Origin of the sequence: Psychrobacter sp. Ps4 (genome assembly GCF_022129285.1) — a bacterium.
Lineage (GTDB): Bacteria > Pseudomonadota > Gammaproteobacteria > Pseudomonadales > Moraxellaceae > Psychrobacter > Psychrobacter immobilis_A.
The window spans coordinates 1-18,020 of record NZ_JADQAK010000012.1 but is presented as its reverse complement, the minus strand read 5'-3'; the positions used below and the strand labels follow the sequence as shown (position 1 = coordinate 18,020).

Here is an 18,020-nt window from a genome sequence, read left to right as displayed (position 1 = left end):
ATGACTGGGGCATAATATATGCCTATATTGCGTTATCTGTCACAGATTATGTATATAGTCATTCCACTATAAAATTATTACAGCGTTAACCTCGCTTGAAGTATTAGATATACATCTACACTCGGTTGCCTTGTACTAGTACTATTTTTAAATTGAATCGACTATAGCTACATAATCAATGAGGTTTTATGCTAAAGAAATAGACTGCATAGAAGCTGTTGTAGGTGATTAGAATCAACAATAACATTAATGGTTTTATGAGGAAGTATTGCTAATGAGTCAGACCGCCCCTTATGTTTTGGTGCTCTATTATTCAAATTACGGTACGACTAAGACATTGGCTTATGCTATCGCTCAAGGTATTGAGGATGCTGGTATGACAGCCCGTATCCGTACTGTACCAACGGTTGCACCCGAGACCACATCGAGCAAGCCTGCAATACCTGATGAAGGTGACTTATATTGCACTATGGACGATCTAAGAGACTGTATGGGTTTGGCGCTTGGTAGCCCGACGCACTTCGGTAATATGGCTGCCCCCATGAAATATTTTTGGGACAATACGGTCACTATTTGGCTGGCAGGTAATTTACAGAACAAGCCTGCTGCTGTATTTACTGCGACCGGCTCGATGCATGGCGGGCAGGAGACAACGTTGTTGACCATGATGTTGCCGTTGCTGCATCACGGCATGATCCTTGTTGGTGTGCCTTATGCTGAGCCTGCGTTAAATCGTACCCAACGTGGTGGTTCGCCTTATGGTGCTAGTCATGTGAGTGGGGCAACACACGATCAGCCTATTTCAGCTGATGAGCGCGAGTTGGCTATCGCCCAAGGTCGGCGCTTGGCTATTAGTGCTACTGCATTGGCGCAAGCTAACTGGACTCGCTAAGCGGATTTTTATAGCATGAAAGGTCTTATATAACGCTATTAATTAGGAAGTAAATATATCTAATGGTCACAAACCGCTCCGATAGTGAGATAAGCGCACCAGCCAAAAAATCTGCCAAAGCTGCTAAACTTAAAAAGCCAATTACGCCCATTCGTCAGCGCTTGATGGTGACTTGGCTGATTTGGTTGGTTTATAGACTGCTTGGGCTACCTATTTTTATCAATGTTTTTAATCCCAGTAGTCCTGATGTCATTGGCGGTATCGCTTGGCAAGCATTATGGCTAGTGCCAGCATTTATTTTGACGCCCGCGATACTACGGGGTCGTTCGCCGTATGTGCTATTGATAGGCAGTATGCTTACCTTGGTTTATTTGGGGGCGAGTGGTGTGGTGCTGTTTACCCGCGTTTACGGCAGCAGCTGGGCAGAGATAGTGGTTTATCTGCTTGATTTTGTCTTATTACTGGCAATCAATATTTGGTTATTTATTCTACTAAAGCGTCTTCCTTCAATGAACAACGTCGTTAAGCAGCCGCGTTAGTTGATTTAGCGAAGTTTAAGACAAAAAAAAGCGGCGCTCTATTTAGAGTGCCGCTTTTTTATGCTATTTCTGTTTATTTAATAAAAAGCTTAATTTACTTTGGTTAATTCTAAATCCATCTTTTTGCCATCATTAATTTGGCTAACTTTTACTGGTAGGTAATCTAAGCTTGGTGCCAGCCAAAAACTGGTAGAACGACTATTGTCATCGTGGATACGGTCGACACGTACGGTATCAAATGTACCAGCTGGAACGGTAATCTTGGTGTTACCAGATTTTTTGAAAGGGGTTTTCTCTATTTTGTCTTTTTTCGCCATGTAATAGTTGCCAGAGAATTTACCGTTCAATAAATCTTGGCGAATTTGCACTTCCAAACTTAAATCATCAAAAGCTTGTTGTGCCATGTTCATGGTCGTCGATTTGCCTTTATAGTTACTCACCACCTTTTTACTGCTTGGATTGAAGTCTAATTTATGCGTGCGACCAACGCCTAATAGCTTATAAGTGGTGCTGGCTTGAGTCGGAATGACATTATTACCGTTGATGGTAAAAGTGCTGTTTTGCGAAGCACTTGCAACACCTGCCACCCGAGCATTGACATTATATTTCCAAGTATTGCCTGATTTGTTAAGCGTGCGAGTAGCCGTGCCTTTATATTTGTCTTCAACCGTAAAGCTGTAGTTGGCGCTTGAAGGTTCGATATTCTTTGCGCTGGCAAGGGTTGGTGCAGTCATACTTACCGCTCCAATCGTAGCAATACTGGCCCCAGTGGTTAAGGCGGTTAAAAACTTAGACTTGCTGCGTTTAGTATTATTAGTATCGGCTGTTAATGACTTTTGATCGTTTGATAAAAAACTCATGGACATTCCTTAATCGCTATTTATGGCATTGCTTATAACTATTGTTATTTTCTCAAGGACTATAATGGTCATGTCCTGCTATCTTTTCAAGAGTGCCAGCTGTCCCTGTGGTGTTGCTATTGTAGTCAAGGTTGCTGGCATCGATCGCTATATCATCAGGCGTCACTTGCGTGAGTTGAGTAAGTAGGAGTAAGTTAATCGGTCAGTTGTAAATGATATGCGGTAACTTATCAGTGTTGAAATTTAGCACTCATATGGCTGCTTTTAAAATCTTGCTAAGGCCTTTAATACGGTGCAATCCAATCAAATAACTGTTCATAAACGTCATTACCAACTAAATAATCCACGATATGCAAAATTCTTGTAAATTTTTGGGCTTTACACTTGAAGCTAACTCACTTTGCCCCCACTTTTTGATACAAGCTCAAAGCTTATCTTTAGAATGCTGTTTTAAGCAGTAATGCCTATAGATATTGGTATTGAGACCATTAATTCAAATAAACCCTTACTGAAAATAACCAAATTATTGGAGACATATTGATGAATATTCGTCCTTTACATGATCGCATCGTTGTCCGCCGCATAGAAGAAGAAACAAAAACGGCTGGTGGTATCTTGCTTCCTGGTTCTGCTCAAGAAAAGCCTTCACAAGGTGAAGTGCTAGCAACTGGTAACGGTCAGATTCGTGACAACGGCGAAACTCGCGCGTTAGATGTAAAAACTGGCGACAAAGTCTTGTTCGGTCAATATGCTGGTCAAACCGTGAAAGTTGACGGCGAAGAACTATTGATTATGAAAGAATCTGATGTATTGGGTGTGTTAGAAGGCTAGTCCTTTTTGAGTATTTTTATACTAAACGCATTTTGACAACATTATTTAAAAATTATTGAAACATTTAATTGCATTCTCATACTTATAATAGTGGAGTAATTTAACATGGCAAAAGACGTAAAATTCGGCATTGATGCCCGTAAACAAATGATGGATGGCGTAAACATCCTAGCAAATGCAGTACGCGTAACCCTAGGCCCTAAAGGTCGTAACGTGGTTATCGATAAATCATTTGGCGCGCCTACCATCACTAAAGATGGTGTTTCGGTTGCTAAAGAAATCGAGCTTGAAAACAAATTCGAAAATATGGGCGCTCAATTGGTCCGTGAAGTGGCTAGCCGCACAAATGATGTCGCTGGTGATGGCACGACGACTGCGACTGTATTGGCGCAATCTATCTTGCAAGAAGGCATGAAGTCAGTTGCCGCTGGCATGAACCCAATGGATCTAAAACGTGGTATCGATAAAGCGGTTCGCGCTGCTGTTGAGCAAATTCATTTGCTGGCTACACCAGCTGACGATTCAAAAGCGATTGCTCAAGTGGGCTCTATCTCTGCCAACTCAGACACCAAAATCGGTGAGCTAATTGCTCAAGCGATGGAAAAAGTCGGTAAGCAAGGCGTTATCACCGTTGAAGAAGGTTCAAGCTTTGAAGATACCTTAGAAGTCGTAGAAGGTATGCAGTTTGACCGTGGTTATATCAGCCCGTACTTTGCGAATAAGCAAGACAGCTTAACCGCTGAATTTGAAAACCCATATATCTTGTTGGTTGATAAAAAAATCAGCAATATTCGTGAAATCGTGCCATTACTTGAGCAAGTGATGCAGCAGAGCAAGCCATTGCTAATCATCGCTGAAGACGTAGAAAACGAAGCTTTGGCGACATTGGTTGTCAACAACATGCGTGGCGGCTTAAAAACTTGTGCCGTTAAAGCACCAGGTTTCGGCGATCGTCGTAAAGCAATGCTAGAAGATATCGCAACGCTAACTGGCGGTACTGTGATTTCTGAAGAGATTGGTCTAAGTTTAGAGACTGCTACTCTTGAGCAATTGGGTACGGCTAAAAAAGTCACTGTCGGTAAAGAAAATACCGTGATCGTTGATGGCGCTGGTAACTCTGCTGACATCGAAAATCGCGTTGAATCTATTAAACGTCAAGTAGAAGAATCAACGTCTGACTACGATAAAGAAAAGCTTCAAGAGCGTATGGCGAAACTGGCTGGCGGCGTTGCCGTTATCAAAGTGGGCGCTGCGACTGAAACTGAAATGAAAGAGAAGAAAGATCGTGTTGACGATGCGCTACATGCGACTCGTGCAGCGGTTGAAGAAGGCGTTGTACCTGGTGGTGGTGTAGCCTTAGTTCGTGCAATGAATGCATTGTCTGAGCTACGTGGCGATAACGATGACCAAAACGCGGGTATCAATATCTTACGTCGCGCAATGGAAGCACCATTACGTCAAATCGTCACCAACGCTGGCGAAGAAGCATCAGTTGTGGTCAACGAAGTGAAGAGTGGCAGCGGTAACTACGGTTACAACGCAGCTTCTAGCGAATACGGCGATATGTTAGAGATGGGTATTCTTGATCCAGCTAAAGTAGCTCGTTCAGCACTAGAAAATGCAGCATCTGTTGCAGGCCTAATGCTAACTACCGAAGTCATGATTACTGATTTGCCACAAGGTGATGACGGTATGGCTGGCATGGGCGGTGCTGGTGGCATGGGCGGCATGGGCGGCATGATGTAATTTTACTTCTGCTACAAAGCGATTTCTTTTCGTCAGATGCGCTCAATGTACAACAGGTACTATTTTTGCGCATCTTCCTCAACAAATCGCTTTTGCTAGAAGTATGACTTTGTCATAAAGTCTGTTTAACTATTAAAAGCCCTGTTATCGAAAGATAGCAGGGCTTTTTTTGCATCTACTATGATGGTTAGCGTTACACAGAAAAAACCTAGCGAGCTGAGATTGCTTGGGTTTTTGATATCAAATTTGATTAATATTTCTAATATAAATTTAAATTTTCAATTAACTGATTATTGAGATATAGTTGTTATAGAGAATACATACAGTGGATCTTTATTTTACTCAAAGGGAGTTTGAGCACGTGTGGTGGGCTAGAGACTATAAAAACTCATGTGTAATCTAAGGTGATGAAGATGAAACATTGGCATGGTATAAGTTTATGCCCCTAAAGTCTCTCGTGAATGAAGGCGTAGTCGAAGTCTGTATTGCTGTCCAACGAGATAAAAAACAAGCGTATCACATGTCTCGTCTATCCAAAGTTATTCCTTCCATTAATCAAAAGTTATTTTCTTTTCTTTCTCGAAATAAGAGTAGTACCAAACGTTATTCTATTCATGACTTGGTGGCTAATGGTGAGATGCCCATCGTAATATCAGTTGCAAATCAGGATAAAATTTATGATGAGATTGAGGATTCAGTGATTGAGAAACTTGAAGCCGCCAATCTAGATTATCTGATCAAATTTGGCTTTCGAACCTTAGCAGGGAGAGTTCTGAGTGTTTCAAAAAAAGGTATTCTCTTATTTCGTTACGGCGATGAAACCAAACAAAGACGCGGATCAGCATTGTATTGGCAGTTTGCCGAACAATGGGAGAATAGCGTAGTCACGCTACATCTGTTAAATGAGCATCTTAATGGTGATAAAGTCGTTGGGAGAGGATATGGTTCTTTATTTTACTGGGACTATAATTTAACCGAGCATAAATTAAATGGTGTCGCAGCATCTATATTGTATTGGTATTTCCATAAAAATAAAATTGGCGTCAAAAGTAGAAATTCGACGAATTCAATGCTTGACGATGCAATTTATGAACAACCCCAGCAACTGACTGCCATACGGCATTTGATGAGTTTTTTTAAAAACTATACGATAAAGACTTTCTATAAGAGTCTTTATCATAATAACTGGAGTATTTTGATTGGTTCTATTAATCAGTCGATGCAAACATACACTGAGCTATTGCCTGAAAAAGGATGTTTTTGGGCTGACCCTTTTTATATTGAGCGAGATTCAAGGCGTTATATATTTTTTGAGAGCTTAAATTATAAAAAAGGTATCGGCCGTATAGAGTGGGTGGAACTGGATGAGCACCATCAAGTTATCAATTCTGGACCAGTCGATTTAGGTATTAGCTCTCATTTAAGCTTTCCTAATGTATTCGAGCATGAAGACGCTGTATATATGATTCCAGAAGCGGCCAAGACCAATTGTATTAACCTATTAAAAGCGACGGATTTTCCGCAGAAGTGGGAAAAAGTTCATGAGTTGGTGTCTGGGGTTCAGGCAGCAGATAGTGCCGTTATTGAGCACAATGGCTTATGGTATCTTTTTACCACGCATGGTTCAATTTCAGTCCTTACAATGGATTTGGAATTGCATATTTATACGTCTGATAAGTTGGAGTCAGATAACTGGACCATTCATCCCTCGGCGCCTTTAAAAATTGATGTGCGTGGGTCACGATTAGCAGGTGCACTATTTAAGAGAGATGGTCAGCTGTTTCGTACGGCTCAAGATGGCACTATTAGGTATGGGCGTAGAGTGGCTTTGTATTTGGTAGAAGAGTTGACACCGACATCTTACAAAGAAACCTTTGTGCGTTATATCGAACCCAATTGGGAAAACGATATCGATCGTCTCCATACCTATAACGTATATGATCAAACTGTCGTACTTGATGTCTCAAGAGATAAGTTGCGTTTTACTGTATAGCTGCTAAGAGGTCGTTATATGGAAGCCCTTGATAAATTTAGTTCATCAAGGGCTCTTTATATGAAAAATATTTGAGTTGTGATAGATTAAGTTAGATTAATGTTTTCCAAAGAGGAAGTGTATTGAATATTGCCTTTAAAAGATTTTATTCACAATCAATTGATTTTCGTAAATCTCTATTAAGTGAAACGAATAAAATTCCTAGTATCGACGGTTTTAATCATAGAGAGACAGCAACTTTAATTTTGGCAGATATCTCATCTGAACATGGCCATGCTGTGCACGCGTTAGCTAAAGAGGGATGCAATATTTCAGCGAGTAGCTTGTTGCGCCTGCAATTTGAATCATTAATAAGAGCACAATGGATATACTGGGTTGCTAAAGATGAGATTGTTGAAAGATTTTATAAGCCTTTGACACAACAAAATGCATCGCAGGCGGAGAAACGTATACCTACAATCAATTCGATTTTGGATGATTTAGAATGTGCGGCAAAAGAGGGTATAGTTCCGGAGAGAGCTGTGCAAATGATGAGAGAGTTTAAAGAATTAACAATGAAACCAGCAAACTCATATGTGCATACAGGTATGCATGCATTTTCGAGAAAGAAAGACGGTTTTCCAGAGCCTCTAATTATTCAAATATTACAGAATTCTAATGGACTAGAAGCACTGAATGCAATGCTTCTAGCTACTGTGGTAAATTCTGCTGATATGATACAAAAGGTGTTAGCTCTACAGTATATTTATATGGATAGTTTACCTATGCAAATACCTGAAATAATGGACAAGTTTTATAGTATCCGTTATCCGTAGTTATTCATATCAAGCTACTGATCTACCGCATCCCGTCTAAACGTCCACGTTTTATCATCAGAAGCGGCTTCACAGTAATAATATCCCGCCAAATCAAACTGCTTTAGCTGCTCAGCATTGGTTAGCTTATTATCAGCAGCATACTTCACCATCAGTCCGCGTGCTTTTTTGGCATAAAAGCTAATGACTTTATATTGACCATTCTTTTCATCTTCAAATCGTGGCGTGATAACTTCCGCATTCAGCGCTTTCTTCTTGACCACTTTGAAATATTCATTTGACGCCAGATTAATCAAAATCTTATCATCACTATCTGCCATACGTGCATTGATAACGGCAGTTACTTCCTCGCCCCAAAACTCATAAAGGTTATCGCCACGTTCATTTTTCAGTTTGGTACCCATCTCTAAACGATATGGCTGCATCAAATCGAGCGGTTTCAGTACGCCATATAATCCAGACAAGATACCTAGATGCTTATTGACGTAAATGGCGGTGTCTTTATCCATATGATACATATCAAGTCCAGTATAAACATCGCCATCGAATAGATAACCTGCAGGTTTGGCATTTTCTAAAGTAAAGGGCTTATCGTTGCTCCAACGCCACTCTTGATTGCGCTTGGCATTGAGCTGTGCCAAATCGTCAGAGATGCCCATCAGTTCTTGTAAATCAATCGGTTCTTTTGATTTTAAGTTTTTCATCAATGCTTGCGCATGTTCGATGAGCTCTGGTTGACTATAATATTTGTCTAAGTTCACTGGCACCGCGTCTTTCTCATTTAAAGATTTGGCAGGGGAAAGTAAAAAATACATCGTCATTCCTTATTATAGTGAGTCAATGGGTATTCTATTTATGTATCAAGTTTTCTTATTATACGATAAGCAGCAATGTATCTTGACCTACCCGTCGTTATTTCGTGTTTTTTAACGTTACCCTTAAAAAGGACAGATATTTGAGTGATATAAGCCGATAGCTTGTCAAGTCTAGCGTTTAATTGAAAAGGAAAAATTTTTAATATAACAATAAAAGTTATGCAGATGGTGTAAATGCCTAACTTTTTATTTTACTTGTGGGTCATCATTAGGCAATGAAAGTTGGCAGATGATGTCTCTATAATAAAAAGACATGATGGCAAAGTCGCTATCATTTATTAAATTGATAATCTTTGGTCAGGATGTTGAACCAACCATGACCAAAGGTTTTTTTGTCCCCTGTGCTTTTTAAATGTGCGTTGAGGGTGTTAAAGGTAGTCGTGAGACGTAAGTATAGTCATTAGACGTAAGTAAGGAGACGGTATGAAAATCGGTGTAATCAGTGCAGATATCGCGAGCGAGAGCCGTGTAGCGATAACCCCAGACGCAGTCAAAAAATTGCGTAAGCTTGGGTTTGAAATCGTTATACAGTCAGGTGCAGGTAAAGCAGCATATTATGCTGATGAGTTGTATCAGGCTGCAGGTGCCGATATTGCTAGCAGCAGCGCCGAGGTAATCACACAGTCTCGAATTATTACCACCGTCAATGACTTACCTGCTGCAGCTATTGAAGGATTGACGTCAGGTCAGATTGTCATTGGCATGCTTGACCCGTATCGTAATACTCAACTAGATAGCTATGCAGCCAAAGGCGCGACAGTCTTTGCAATGGAGTTATTGCCTCGCACATTGTCACGCGCACAGAATATGGACGTACTGTCATCACAGGCCAACCTTGCCGGTTATAAAGCGGTATTGCTTGCTGCCAATGAGTATTCGCGTCCATTTCCGATGTTTATGACCTCAGCCGGTACGGTTAAGCCCGCCAAAGTCGTCATCCTCGGTGTGGGTGTGGCAGGTCTGCAAGCCATTGCAACAGCGAAGCGTTTAGGCGCTGTCGTTGAAGCCAGTGATTTACGTCCGACTGCTCGTGAGCAAGTAGAGTCATTGGGTGGTAAATGGCTGGATGTGCCGATGAGTGCAGAGGAGGCTGAGACTGCCAAGTCTACTGGTGGTTATGCGTGGACGCCATCCGAGCAATATGTCAAAGATCAAGCCGCTGTTGTAGATAAAGCCTTGAGCAATGCTGATATCGTTATTACCACCGCGCAGATTCCTGGTCGTAACGCTCCTCGTCTGGTGCACGGCGCAACCCTTGCTAAAATGAAGGCGGGTTCCGTATTGATCGATATGGCTGCTGGTACAGGTGGCAACGTCGAAGGCAGCGTGCCTAACGAAACCATCACTACAGACAATGGTGTGCGTATCGTTGGTGCCGCCAACATCCCATCGATGCTCGCCGCACAGTCTTCAGATTTGTATGCCAACAATTTGGTTAACTTTATCACCACATTAATTGCGCCTGCTAGCGATGACGCTTCAGCAAGTGACGCATCAGCTAATTTGGCACTTAAATTAGACATGGAAGACGAGATTCAGGGCGCACTGGCAGTGACACATGACAGTCAGGTACGACTAGCCAAACGCTAAGTTTTGACTGCCTTTCACTACACATTTGCCAGTAACGAATAAATTTTTAGGAGGATTAGATGATTGCCACTATTTTAGCGTCAGCACCCGCCGGTGCCGCCATGGCCAGTACACCCTTTGTCGCGATTTTTACCGTATTTGTACTCGCTATTTTTGTCGGATATTACGTGGTTTGGGGCGTCACGCCTGCACTGCACACACCATTGATGGCCGTCACCAACGCACTATCAAGTATCGTCATCGTTGGTGCCATGCTACAGACCGTCACGATTGATGGTTCTGTCTTTACACCGACCAGTATCCTTGGTGCTTTTGCCGTGTTTTTAGCCAGTATCAATATCTTTGGTGGTTTTGCCGTGACTGAGCGTATGCTTGCGATGTTTAAACCGAAAGTAAAAAAAGCACCAGTAGCAACCACTGATGTAGGAGGTGACGCATGAATGATTTCTCAGCAATGATTGCGGCAAATGCGGATTGGTTCTATCTGGTCGGCGCGATTCTCTTCGTTTTAACCTTGCGCGGTTTATCCAGCCCAAAGACGGCTATCAGAGGTAACCGCTTTGGTATGGTAGCGATGGCGATTGCAGTCGTCACGACATTTTTCTTAGCAGAAGGCCCTGTCCTTTGGTTAATTATCGGTGCGATGATTTTGGGTGCCCTCGTCGGCATGTGGAAGGCAAAGACGGTTGCGATGACACAAATGCCAGAAACCGTTGCCTTGATGCATTCGTTCGTTGGTTTGGCAGCGGTCGCCATTGCACTGGCAACCGTATTGCATACTGAACAGCAACATGGTGCCGTTGCCCGTGTAGAGCTATTTATCGGTTGCTTCATCGGTGCGATTACGTTCTCAGCTTCGGTCTTTGCCTTTGGTAAATTGGCAGCGAAGAGCTGGGCGAAAACATTGGTTGGGGGTTGGGTAAAACCTGTCCAAGCATTATTATTCATTGCGATGATTGCTTTCGGTGGCGTGTATTTCGTCACTGACTCATTACCAGCGTTTTATGCGATGGCAGTGATTGCCGTTATATTTGGTTGGATGTGGATTGCCCCAATTGGCGGCGGTGACATGCCAGTGGTGGTCTCACTATTGAACTCGTTTTCTGGTTGGGCGGCGGCAGGAATTGGTTTCACCCTCGGCAATTCGATGTTGATTATCGCAGGGTCGCTCGTCGGTTCATCAGGTGCGATTTTGTCTTATATCATGTGTAAAGCCATGAACCGCTCATTACTCAACGTCTTATTTGGCGGTATGGGTACAGGAGCTGTAGCAGCAGGCGCTGATGATGGTGCACCTAAAAACTACAAGGCTGGTTCAGCAGAAGATGCTGGGTTCTTAATGGCCAATGCAAGTAGTGTGGTTATTGTTCCGGGTTATGGTATGGCGCAAGGTCGTGCACAGAACGCGGTAAAAGAGCTGTATGAGTTGCTAAAAGAAGAAGGCGTTAACGTGCGTTTTGCCATTCATCCAGTCGCGGGTCGTATGCCAGGTCACATGAACGTTCTATTGGCGGAAGCGGATGTGCCTTATGATGATATTTTAGAGATGGATGAGATTAACTCAGACTTCGCAAGTACCGATGTGGTGTTGGTTATCGGTGCAAATGATGTGGTCAACCCTTCTGCAAAAGATGATCCAACGTCGCCAATCTTTGGTATGCCGATTCTAGAAGTCACTAAAGCCCAAACGGTCATGGTCATCAAGCGCTCAATGAATACAGGTTATGCAGGGCTTGATAATAGTCTGTTCTACATGGATAAAACCATGATGATCTTTGGTGATGCCAAGAAAATGGTGGAAGAGATGGTACGTAGTATCAATGGTGCAGGTCATTAATCTTTAAAGTTAGTTTTTAAATATAAGCTTTTAAATATCCGCTTTTAAATAAAAAAGTCACTTAGGTGGCTTTTTTGCGTTAAGGTACTCTGCATTTATAGCCAGTCGCTGTTTTATATACAATAATTTATACCCAATAAGTTTACACAAAATAAGCGTTAAGAGAGTTATTTATGAATATGTTGATACGTTTTTTTATTATGGTTAGTTTGCTAAAACAACAACTTAAGCAGCAATCAGTAAGCGAGCGCCTTAGTATTGAGCTCTTGATTGCACCGACGGTTCGTCATTATCGAGTGTTGCCGCATGATATGGGCTTTCGGAATCATCTGCCTAACTATCGTTATTTGTCTTTTATCGAGCTAAACATTACTCGCTGGCTGATGGCGTGCTGTCATCAAAAAAGTATTAAACCATTAAATTGGGTTATCGCCATGCAAGAAATGGTTTATCTGAAAGAAATTAAATTTTTAGATAAAATGACGGTGAGTAGCACGCTTGCGGGCTGGGATAAAAAATACGTTTATTTTGAAACGCGCTTTTTTGTAAAAAACCAGCTGATGGGCGTTGGTATGACTAAGTTTGTATTGACCAATAAAAAAGGCAAATGTGCACCAGAGGTATTGGATATGATAGGCGAGCGGCTGAATGAGGTCATTGATTCTTGGAATCAGCATCAAGTGGCGATTAAATCTGCTGAAACGAGTAAAACAACAAGTGCGACATAACGAACTTGTCTATAATCAATGGGCGAATTTTGGTAGGATAGCGGTTATTAAGTTGCCAATCAAATCACCAGTCAAATTGACCACTGATTTGATGACGTGTCTCAAAATGATTAAAAGTTAAGGAGCCATCATGACCCCGCAAAAATTAAAATGGACAGACAGCTTAGATATCGCTATTGAGCTGTATGAGAAGTTTCCAGAGACCGATCCGCAGTACATCCGTTTTACTGATTTACATCGCTGGGTGACTGAGCTTGAAGGTTTTGATGATGATCCACAAAAATCAAACGAAGGCATCTTGGAAGCCATTCAGATGAATTGGATTGATGAAGCAGATTAGATTTATACCCTGAAGCGCTATTTTTAATACCATTTGAAATAGAAAACTGAATAAATATATAGGACTTACAGATCATGACTTCACAAATTAAAGAGTTACCTGAAGCAATAACTTGTAAAGGTATTAGCGTTCGTACGACCAATAACGCTGAGATTAGCGAAGACACGGCTAAACTGGGTCGTTTATGGCAAAAGTTTTACCAAAACCATGCCAGTGATCTGCCTAAAGGCGAAGACATTTATGGTGTCTATCATAACTATGAGAGCGATGATTTGGTCGGCGCTTTTGATGTGGTTGCCAGTTGGAAAGTAGCCAGTGAGCAAGAGCCATCAGACAGTGAAAATATGTCTAAGGCTGCAAACTTAGTAACAGTAGATATTCCTGCAGGAAAGTATTTGGTATTCTCTGAGCAGGGTAGAATGCCATACACGGTGATGAATGCTTGGGAAAAGGCTTGGACCTATTTTAATGATCGCAGCTGTGAGCATACCCGAACTTTTGATGTCGATTTTGAGCATTATATCGGTGGTAATCTAGAGTATGGTCAAGTTGATCTCTATATTGGTATTGAGTAAAATTATTATTGAATAAATTAGTCAAAATAATAAAAAATCGCCAAGTCTGCTATCAGACTTGGCGATTTTTTTTGCTTACTTCAACGAATGATTAATCTAGCAGCAAATTCTCTAAAATCCCTTCATAAATCTGTGCAAGCTTGCCTAAGTCATCGACTTCTACCTTTTCGTCAACTTGATGGATGGTCGCATTTCTTACACCAAGTTCAACGACTTGTGCACCCGTTGGTGCAATAAAGCGTCCATCAGAAGTACCACCTGATGTAGATAGTGTCGTGTCAGTATCGGTTACCTTTTTGATGGCTTTTTGACAGGCCGACACCAGTTTCCCCTCAGGGGTCAAAAATGGCTGACCAGATAATTTCCAATGGATATCATAACTGGCCTTACTATTAGTAAAGTATTTGTCAAAGATAGCATGCGTTTTTGCTTTTAGCTCATCTTCAGTCGTTTCCGTAGAAAAGCGGAAATTGAAGATAACTTTTAGCGTTTCAGGAATGACGTTGGTGGCACCTGTACCGCTATTGATATTAGAGATTTGCAGTGAAGTCGCAGGGAAGTAGTCATTGCCATTATCCCAAGTAGCAGCAGTCAGTTCCGCCAAAGCTGCCATCGTTGCATGAATAGGGTTGCAAGCTAAATGCGGATATGCAACATGACCTTGTTTGCCAGTGACCGTAAGTTCCGCACCCAATGAGCCGCGGCGACCGTTTTTAATGATATCGCCGAGCGTATCTGTGCTCGATGGTTCGCCAACCAAGCAATAGGTGATTTTTTCATTGCGGGCTTCTAAGGCCTCAATGACTTTGACCGTGCCATTAATAGACGGGCCTTCTTCATCTGAGGTGATTAAAAAAGCAATCGAACCATTGTGCTCAGGATAATTAGCGACGAAACGCTCGGCGGCGACGGTAAAAGCCGCAATCCCCGTTTTCATATCGGCGGCTCCGCGAGCCCATAGGTAACCATCAGCGATGGTTGGCGTAAATGGCGGATACGTCCAATTGTTCTCATCACCTGTTGGCACGACGTCGGTATGGCCAGCAAAACAGATAACTGGATCAGTGGTGCCACGGCGCGCCCATAGATTTTTAACTTCTGCATGTTCGCCGCTTTGATCTCTATCGCCAAAATACATAAATTCGCAGTCAAACCCAGCTTGTGATAGTCGTTTTAACAAGATATCTTGACAGCCATCATCATCTGGGGTGACGGAGGGACGTTCAAGTAGCGCAATACTTAAATCTAGCGTTTGCTGCTGATGGTTTTGTTGTTGATGGATGGTTTGTTTATTAAAGTCCGACATGAATAAACCTTTTTATTATAAATTAAAATGATAAATTTTTAAGATTGGCAGCCACGATACAATACAATACAATCAGTCGTTGCTCGTTATTTGCTAATGCGTTTTAAATATTGTCTTCAACAAAAGGCACCAAACCATCACGGCGCATCCACGTCGCGATAGAGTAACGCTGCCGATGGGCAATTTGCACTTGATGTTTTAGGTCACTGTCAAATATCACCAATCTATTGGCGACAGGCATGACGTTATGATGAACGCCATGTTTATCAATGATTTCTAGTGCGCCGCCGTCAGTTGGTTCCCATTCATCATTGAGATAAAACACCGCAGAGATAACGCGTTCATCACGCTCAGCTGGATTGTCACTATGCCATTGGTAGCCAAACCCCAGCGGATAGCAAGCATAATGCGCTTCACTGTGACGAATACCAGCAAATAAACTGCGATTAAATAAGCTAGCAAGCGCATTGATACTTTGCAAATAATAAAACCCAGCAAAGAAATTTTCCGTAATCCAGCGGATGCGATCACCGCGAATATCACTGACACGAATACCAGCCGTCAGCTCTGCGTCACGATAGTCAATAAAACCACTCTCTGCTTGCAAGGCTAACAGCGCCTTCGTTTCAAAGATTTCATCAATAATGATCCAACCATCATCAACGAATGTATCCAGTTGTGTATCAGTCAGCTTATCTTGCCAACTGATATCGAAATCAGACTGTTGTAATACGTGCTGAGTCAGTGGTTTTTGGCTTGGGTCGTCGCTATGAGGAAATAATAATGGTGGATTATCTTCTCCTATCGGATGATCAATCACCAACTTTGTCACATCAAGATTGCTAATAATCTCTGTCATTTCGTCTCACTATGGTCAGTTAGCTAGCAATACATAGCCAATCAATGCCTTTTTACCAAAACCATCGTTATCTTTTACTCTGCCTATGCTACCATAGATGTAATTTTTCTTATTTAAACTTTTGAGATTATGAACTATAAACACGCCTACCACGCTGGTAACTTTGCTGATGTGGTTAAACACATTTTATTGGTACAACTCCTTAATCAATTGGGGCAAAAAAACAAACCTTTTTATGTGCTTGATGCTTATGGTGGTCGCGGACTGTATTCACTGAGCAGTGAAGAAGCGCGCAAGACGGGTGAGGCCAAAGGTGGTATCCAAGCGTTATTAAATGCCAATACCGACAAGGCACCCGCTGCTGTCAAAGATTATATGGAAGGCATTAAGCAAGCCCGTTTCACTTATGACAATAAAGTCTATCCTGGTTCTCCTTGGTGGGTTGCCCATCATATCGAGAAAAATCCAGATGCAGGCGTGCGCGGTGAAGCTTTTGAAGCCAAAGCTAGCGAATATGATGCGCTAAATTATCAGTTGCACAAGTTACCCATTGGTATACAGCATCGTGATGCCTTTGAAGGTATTACCGCCGTTATTCCGCCAAAAGAAAAGCGTGGTCTGATTTTTCTTGATCCGCCTTATGAGCAAGAGCACAAAGATTTTACACGCCTTATAAATTTACTCGTTGCTGCTTATAATAAATGGCCACAAGGCACTTATGCGCTTTGGTTCCCTATTAAGAACGTTGAAGCCGTTGAATTGTTTTACAAAAAACTGAAGCGTACTGAAATGCGCCGCCAGTTGGTTTGTGAGCTGAATATTTATCCAAATGATGTGGCGGTTGGTCTTAACGGTACAGGTTTACTGGTCATCAATCCACCTTGGCAATTTGATAATCATGCACGTGAGATATTACGCTTCTTACAGCCTGCATTAAAAGTGGCTGATGCTCCAGACTTAACGCCTGATAGCGCAACCAATGTACGCTGGCTAGTCGGCGAATAACCATGTTAGTGAATAACTATGCCGGCAAATAAGGATATTGAGATGACTAACGTGCAATCACCTAAAGACGAATCAAATCATCCGCCTCTAAATGATGGATTGTTACAAGACAGCGCAGCCGCCCAGCCGCCCTTTGTCGATGAGCATGATTTCAATATTCGCTTAGCGGATAATGAGAGTTATGATGGCTTGACCTTTGAGGTGATTGAAGCAGAAGTTGCTGAAGGGCAGCGAGTGGTCAGTCGCGGTGTCTATTTAGCACCAAATCTAATTACAACCTTGTCACTGCTATCTGGCTTTTACTCGATTTTGGCCAGTACGCAAGGCGAGTTCTACAAAGCTTCTTTAGCCATCTTTTTGTCCGCTATTCTCGACGGTGCTGATGGGCGAGTGGCGCGTATGCTTAATGCGCAAAGCCCGTTTGGTGAGCAATATGATTCGCTTGCCGATATGCTGGCTTTTGGTGTTGCACCAGCAATCTTAGTTTATAGTTTTGCGTTGCAGCCGTTAGGTCGCATTGGCTTGGGCTGTGCGTTTGTCTTTACTGCCTGTGCTGCCTTCCGTTTAGCACGTTTTAACGTTCAGGTCGGCATTGTTGATAAAAAATACTTTGTCGGTTTGGCCAGTCCACTAGCTGCTATATTAGTAACGGCAGCGGTTATGGTCGCTGTCGACCATAATGAATGGGTTGGGCAGTACGATACGGCAGTCATGTTCTTATTTGCTGCTTGGGTGGTGATTTGTGGTTTACTGATGGTTAGTAACGTCAAATACTATAGCTTTAAAGAGTTTGATAAAAAGAAAGTACCTTTTGTGGTTCTAATAATCGGTGTATTGGTCATGAGTATTGTGCTCTATGACATACCTGTCGGTATTTTAGCTATTGGTATTATCTATGCATTGTCGGGTATTGTTACGACGATCAAAGCAAAAGCAAATTTTTAGAATTGACTGTTCGTGTCATATTGAGGAATTTACCGTAGGGTAAGTTCCTTTTTTTATGCGCTTTACATATCCAGCTGGCTATCAGTGTATTCATCACGATAAGATAAAGAAGGACCAACTCATTTTTTAGCTAATGATCATTGATAACGGCTCGTTAAAGAAACCTACATGATTGAGATGAAATAAGCATGCTTATTTACGAGCTTACCTCAGCCCAGCCTTAAATAAACATACACTGCCATCCAGTTAAAGCAAAAGTAGCGTCGCCATTCTGCCAGTTTAGT

Annotated in this window: 18 protein-coding genes; 14 read left to right on the top strand and 4 right to left on the bottom strand. The window is 42.1% G+C overall.

Translation table 11 applies throughout. From position 1 onward, the window contains the following. The first annotated feature begins 274 nt into the window (after positions 1–274). Positions 275–892 (top strand): NAD(P)H:quinone oxidoreductase, encoded by a 618-nt coding sequence (wrbA, locus tag I3252_RS08385; RefSeq protein WP_238034850.1) that lies wholly within the window; start codon positions 275–277, stop codon positions 890–892. Between the two features lie 62 nt (positions 893–954). Next, positions 955–1,431 carry a hypothetical protein gene (locus I3252_RS08380; protein WP_055125291.1) on the top strand — a complete coding sequence of 159 codons (477 nt, stop codon included), beginning with the start codon at positions 955–957 and terminating at the stop codon, positions 1,429–1,431. An 89-nt stretch (positions 1,432–1,520) separates the two neighbouring features. Here the strand turns inward: I3252_RS08380 and I3252_RS08375 are convergent, their stop codons facing one another. Further along, on the bottom strand, positions 1,521–2,291 hold the full coding sequence (locus I3252_RS08375) for a DUF3108 domain-containing protein (RefSeq protein ID WP_238034849.1): 771 nt from the start codon (positions 2,289–2,291) through the stop codon (positions 1,521–1,523). 540 nt (positions 2,292–2,831) lie between these two features. Between I3252_RS08375 and I3252_RS08370 the strand changes: the two genes are divergently transcribed. The 4 genes from I3252_RS08370 (at position 2,832) to I3252_RS08355 (ending at position 7,676) form a co-directional block, all read left to right on the top strand. Further along, positions 2,832–3,122: a co-chaperone GroES gene (locus I3252_RS08370; RefSeq protein WP_011279842.1), complete on the top strand. Its 291-nt coding sequence runs from the start codon at positions 2,832–2,834 to the stop codon at positions 3,120–3,122. Positions 3,123–3,227: 105 nt separating this feature from the next. Further along, positions 3,228–4,868: a chaperonin GroEL gene (gene groL / locus I3252_RS08365; protein ID WP_193009091.1), complete on the top strand. Its 1,641-nt coding sequence runs from the start codon at positions 3,228–3,230 to the stop codon at positions 4,866–4,868. 520 nt (positions 4,869–5,388) lie between these two features. Further along, positions 5,389–6,861, top strand: a complete 1,473-nt coding sequence (locus I3252_RS08360) for a glycoside hydrolase family 68 protein (protein ID WP_238034848.1) — start codon at positions 5,389–5,391, stop codon at positions 6,859–6,861. A 122-nt stretch (positions 6,862–6,983) separates the two neighbouring features. Continuing rightward, positions 6,984–7,676 (top strand): hypothetical protein, encoded by a 693-nt coding sequence (locus tag I3252_RS08355; protein WP_238034847.1) that lies wholly within the window; start codon positions 6,984–6,986, stop codon positions 7,674–7,676. A 14-nt stretch (positions 7,677–7,690) separates the two neighbouring features. On the opposite strand, the gene yaaA is transcribed toward I3252_RS08355, so the two are convergent. Then, the gene (gene yaaA / locus I3252_RS08350) at positions 7,691–8,491 is read right to left on the bottom strand and encodes a peroxide stress protein YaaA (RefSeq protein WP_238034846.1); all 801 of its coding nucleotides are present in this window, start codon (positions 8,489–8,491) and stop codon (positions 7,691–7,693) included. A 483-nt stretch (positions 8,492–8,974) separates the two neighbouring features. On the opposite strand from yaaA, the gene I3252_RS08345 reads away from it, so the two are divergent. From I3252_RS08345 to I3252_RS08320, 6 genes are all read left to right on the top strand, one after another. Further along, positions 8,975–10,141, top strand: a complete 1,167-nt coding sequence (locus tag I3252_RS08345) for an NAD(P) transhydrogenase subunit alpha (RefSeq protein WP_238034845.1) — start codon at positions 8,975–8,977, stop codon at positions 10,139–10,141. Positions 10,142–10,242: 101 nt separating this feature from the next. Further along, entirely contained in the window at positions 10,243–10,581 is a 339-nt protein-coding gene (locus I3252_RS08340; protein ID WP_197135295.1) for a proton-translocating transhydrogenase family protein, read from the top strand. Positions 10,582–10,595: 14 nt separating this feature from the next. Further along, positions 10,596–11,978, top strand: coding sequence for an NAD(P)(+) transhydrogenase (Re/Si-specific) subunit beta (locus I3252_RS08335; protein WP_173936728.1), 1,383 nt, complete (start codon positions 10,596–10,598; stop codon positions 11,976–11,978). Between the two features lie 173 nt (positions 11,979–12,151). After that, the gene (locus I3252_RS08330) at positions 12,152–12,706 is read left to right on the top strand and encodes an acyl-CoA thioesterase (RefSeq protein WP_238034844.1); all 555 of its coding nucleotides are present in this window, start codon (positions 12,152–12,154) and stop codon (positions 12,704–12,706) included. Positions 12,707–12,836: 130 nt separating this feature from the next. Continuing rightward, complete coding sequence (gene iscX, locus I3252_RS08325) at positions 12,837–13,046, top strand: Fe-S cluster assembly protein IscX (protein ID WP_021812734.1); 210 nt, start codon at positions 12,837–12,839, stop codon at positions 13,044–13,046. A gap of 74 nt (positions 13,047–13,120) precedes the next feature. Continuing rightward, positions 13,121–13,621 carry a GyrI-like domain-containing protein gene (locus tag I3252_RS08320; RefSeq protein WP_045446712.1) on the top strand — a complete coding sequence of 167 codons (501 nt, stop codon included), beginning with the start codon at positions 13,121–13,123 and terminating at the stop codon, positions 13,619–13,621. Positions 13,622–13,712: 91 nt separating this feature from the next. Here the strand turns inward: I3252_RS08320 and dapE are convergent, their stop codons facing one another. Together dapE and I3252_RS08310 are read right to left on the bottom strand one after the other, a co-directional pair. Continuing rightward, on the bottom strand, positions 13,713–14,927 hold the full coding sequence (gene dapE, locus I3252_RS08315; protein WP_238034843.1) for a succinyl-diaminopimelate desuccinylase: 1,215 nt from the start codon (positions 14,925–14,927) through the stop codon (positions 13,713–13,715). A gap of 103 nt (positions 14,928–15,030) precedes the next feature. Next, on the bottom strand, positions 15,031–15,786 hold the full coding sequence (locus I3252_RS08310; RefSeq protein WP_238034842.1) for a 2OG-Fe(II) oxygenase: 756 nt from the start codon (positions 15,784–15,786) through the stop codon (positions 15,031–15,033). Positions 15,787–15,915: 129 nt separating this feature from the next. Here I3252_RS08310 and rlmJ point away from each other — a divergent pair, with 129 nt between their 5' ends. Continuing rightward, positions 15,916–16,791, top strand: coding sequence for a 23S rRNA (adenine(2030)-N(6))-methyltransferase RlmJ (rlmJ, locus tag I3252_RS08305; protein WP_045446718.1), 876 nt, complete (start codon positions 15,916–15,918; stop codon positions 16,789–16,791). 42 nt (positions 16,792–16,833) lie between these two features. Next, on the top strand, positions 16,834–17,736 hold the full coding sequence (pssA, locus tag I3252_RS08300; protein WP_227678062.1) for a CDP-diacylglycerol--serine O-phosphatidyltransferase: 903 nt from the start codon (positions 16,834–16,836) through the stop codon (positions 17,734–17,736). Positions 17,737–18,020 lie beyond the last annotated feature (284 nt).